The organism is uncultured Methanobrevibacter sp. (genome assembly GCF_902801725.1).
Lineage (GTDB): Archaea > Methanobacteriota > Methanobacteria > Methanobacteriales > Methanobacteriaceae > Methanocatella.
The window spans coordinates 1-4,103 of the sequence record NZ_CADCJB010000073.1; the positions used below are offsets into that span (position 1 = coordinate 1).

At 35.7% G+C, this 4,103-nt stretch carries 4 protein-coding genes; all 4 read left to right on the forward strand.

Features of this window, described 5'->3' with window-relative positions:
- On the forward strand, window positions 1-685 hold a 685-nt coding region (locus QZV68_RS10055; protein WP_296880863.1), incomplete at its 5' end, for a carboxypeptidase-like regulatory domain-containing protein.
- A 319-nt stretch (window positions 686-1,004) separates the two neighbouring features.
- On the forward strand, window positions 1,005-3,119 hold the full coding sequence (locus QZV68_RS10060) for an Ig-like domain-containing protein (RefSeq protein WP_296880864.1): 2,115 nt from the start codon (window positions 1,005-1,007) through the stop codon (window positions 3,117-3,119).
- Window positions 3,083-3,337, forward strand: coding sequence for an Ig-like domain-containing protein (locus tag QZV68_RS10065; protein ID WP_296880865.1), 255 nt, complete (start codon window positions 3,083-3,085; stop codon window positions 3,335-3,337). Before QZV68_RS10060 ends, QZV68_RS10065 begins: the two co-directional genes overlap by 37 nt.
- A partial coding sequence (locus QZV68_RS10070) for an Ig-like domain-containing protein (RefSeq protein WP_296880866.1) occupies window positions 3,321-4,103 on the forward strand: 783 nt, incomplete at its 3' end. The genes QZV68_RS10065 and QZV68_RS10070, both read left to right, overlap by 17 nt.

A 4,103-nucleotide genomic window follows, 5' to 3' on the forward strand; every position in this document is an offset into this window, starting at 1 on the left:
CGTCGAAAACGCCGACGGCAAGACGAACCTGAACGTGGAAATGCCCGCCTCTGAGACGGAACAGACCGACGTCGCCTTTGAAGCGGACAGCTTAAACATATCCATTATTATCAACAAGTTGCCTACGGATGTTCGCATGATTACATCTTCCGTTCTTTATGAGAGTGGCAAATATTTTGTTGCAGCTTTAAAAGACATTAACGGAAGGGCAATTGATGGTGTTAAGGTATCCGTTAAACTTTCAAACGGCAGATCATTCAACCTAAAAACAGATAAAAACGGTCAAATTCAAATACCTGCAGGTAATTTGGCTCCAAATAAATATACTGTAAAAATAACTTTTGATGGCAACAATAATTATGTTAAAATAATCAAAACGGTCAATGTTGCTGTTAAAAAGGCCAAACCAAAATTGACTGCTAAGAAAAAGACATTTAAGAGATCTGTTAAAACTAAAAAATACGTAGTAATTCTGAAAACAAGTAAAAACAAAGCAATTAAAAAAGCAAAGGTTACTTTAAAAGTTAACAAAAAAACCTTTAGTGTCAAAACCAATTCCAAAGGCAAGGTCACTTTCAAAATTACTGGCCTGAACAAAAAAGGTAAATTTAAGGCGGCAGTGACCTACAAGGGTAACAAATACTATGTAAAAGTAACTAAAAAAGTTTATATCCTTGTCAAGTAAGTGTCTCACCCGCACTTGCTTATTGTTTTTCTTTTGTACTCAAATTCATATAGTAGTTAATATTAATTAATGATTTTTTAGGAGAGATTCTTTGATTGAACTTCCACCAACTTTTAAAATGTTGGGTTGGATATGCAATTGCCCATAATGAATTCAAAAACATGTTTTTTCCCATTGTTGGAAAGCATTAAATAATTAATTAAATATAATATATAACCGTAAAAAAAGGGAGCAGAATTAAATGAGATTCAAAAAATACTTTCTAGCTATATGTCTGATTATTTGTTTGTTCACTATAGCGAGCATATGTGCTAGTGAAGTGAATGATACAGAAATATCTGCAATAGATTCAGATGATAACTTAGAGATTAATGAAGATAATCAAGTAATGGATAATGATGATGGAGGTTTGTCTGACAATGCATCAGCAAAAGATGACAATGCGGAACTTTCTGCACAGCAAAGAGATGAAAATTCGGATTCTGACAGATTGGGAATAACTGATGGCGATTTGATTGGTGATGAGTTAAATGCCAAAGTCGTTGCATTGAATGTAACTGTCGCTGATAAACCCCTTTTCGTTGTTGATTGTGCCGATAAATTTAATGGAAATGTTGCAATTAGAATCGGTGAAAATAAATCAATATATGATGGCGGTGCGAATGCACTGATTGAGGCTGACAGATTGCCCGCAGGAAATTATGTTGCCACTGCATTATTTTACGGTGATTCTAATTATGAGAATTTAACACAAAATAATATTATGTTCACTGTTTCAAGGCTAACCCCTACTATTGATGTGAATATTGAAGATGTGACTTATCCGAATACTGCCTATGCAAATGTTCATGTTGGAAATTATGCCAACGGTACTGTTAATGTCACTGTTAACGACAGGACATTCAAGGGGGTCATGTCTAATGGTGAGGCTAATGTTGCCCTATATGGCTTGTCTGGAGGTCGTATGAATGCCCATATCAAGTTCTTCAGCAGTGATGATTATAATGATAATGTAAGTTTGGATGATGAATTTGTTGTTTTCCCTAATAATTCGCTTATAACTATCCGTTGTAATGAAATTAGTTATGTTGGTGAGGATATCGACATTTACATTGATACTATAAACTCTACTGGCGATTTAAATATCTATATTAATGGTGTGAGTTATGGGTATCCGGTGTCATCTAATCCTCAAATCAATTATCAGTTCTGTATTAGCGATAAATCTGAGGGCACTTATCAACTTGATTTCCGTTTGGATGGTGATCAAAACTACACAGGATATGAAACAAGCAAAACAATCCATGTAATTAAAAGAGATTTGTCAATTAACCTCGAAGATATTGACGAATCAATTTATGTCGATAAACCAGTAACACTCAAAGCAAAATTGAGTAATACAGTTAAAGGTAATGTGATATTTACCATTAACGGCGCAAACTACACTGAATATGTTGATAACGCTGATTTTGTCACTCATGAATATACTCCCGTTAATAATGATGCTCTAACGGTTGTTGCCACATTCGAAGGCAATGATATGTATAATGCTAACGTATCAGATTCAAGGGATTTCATTGTTAATAGAATCGTTACCACTGTTGATGTGGAATTCGTACAATCGATTATTGCTGGAGACGATGCGTGTATTTTTGTTTCCATGAATCCTGGAATTACTGGTGTTGTTACTCTGATTGTTGGCACTAAGTCTTATGATGTTGCTGTTATTGAGGGCAGCGGAAACTATTACGTTAGTAATTTAGGTGAAGCTGTCTATGATGTTCATGTAGAGTTTGCAGGTGATGACAGATATTCCAACAGCACTTCCGATGTTAAACAGTTGTTTGTTAACAATGTAATTACCAGTATGGAAATCAGCATAGATAAGGATTCAATGAGCTATCATGATTTCGCTGTTGTTAGTGTTAATTTGAACCAATCCATAAATGCCATTGTTACTGTTAAGGTTAATGGCAGCAACCACACTGTAGGTCTTGTCAACGGTAAAGGCAGTTTCACTTTATATGATTTGGATAAGGGATACTACATTATTAATGCAGTATTCGCAGGCGATGATAAATATAAGGAATGTATTTCCAATCAATTAAATCTAACAGTCACCGGTGACAATATATCATCACCAGTATCCATTAGTTTGAATAAATATTCGATTTTTGTTGGTGATGAGGTTATTGTGGCAGTCAATATGAATCCAACCGTCAAGGGAATCGTTAGGTTGAATATTGGTTCCAAGTCCTATGATGTTGTGGTAAATAGGGGTGTTGGAACTTTTGCCATTTCAGATTTGGAGACGATTTGGAGATGGGCACTTATGATGTTCAGGCAATATTTGACGGTGATAATAAACATTCAGCCAGCTCTTCCGATGTTAAAATTTTGGAAGTTAAAAAGATTCCTACCAGCCTGGCCGTAAGTATTGACAATCATTCCATAATTGTTGGCGATAAGGCTATTTTTGCAGTCAATACAAATCCGACTGTCACAGGAATTGTTAGGTTGAATATTGGTTCTGATTCCTATGATGTTGTGGTTAATAAGGGTGTTGGAACTTTCGCCATTTCCGATTTGGAGATGGGCACTTATGATGTTCAGGCAATATTTGACGGTGATAATAATGGCTGTAAGTATTGACAATCCGTCAATATTTGTTGGCGATAGCGTTGTTGTTGGTGTTGTTTTAAACCAGACTATCAATAATGTTGTAATAGTCAATGTTAATGATAAGGATTACATCATAGGCATTGTCAACGGTAAGGGCAATTTAACTTTAAGCGGTCTGACTTTCGGCACATACACTGTTAATGCAACATTTGCCGGCGAGGGCAAATACGCTAAAAGCGGTTCAAATAATGTTTCCTTGGAAGTTAACAAGATTAAAACACAGCTAACCGCAGATTCAATCACAGTCACTTACAACGGCAACAGTGATTTGCTAATCACATTGAAAGACACTAACGGCAATGCAGTCCGCAATGCCAACGTCATTGTGAATATAAATGGTGCCAAAACATTAACAACTGACAGTAACGGTCAGGTTAAATTGTCCACTAATGGATTGACTCCTAAAGTATACACTGCCAAGATAACCTTTAACGGCAATGCAGTATATGACATATCATCAAAAGAGGTTAAGGTCACTGTTAAAAAGGCAACTCCAGCACTGACTGCCAAGGCAAAGACCTTCAAGGCAAAAGTCAAGACTAAAAAATACACAATTACTTTAAAGGATAATGCTGGCAAGGCCATTAAAAATGTAAAGGTTACCTTAAAAGTTAAGGGCAAGACATTTAAGGCAACTGTCTCAAGCACTGGTAAGGCAACCTTTAAAATCACTAATCTAAAGAAAAAAGGAAATTACAATGCAGTAATTACATATGGTGGAAATAATCTCTATAAT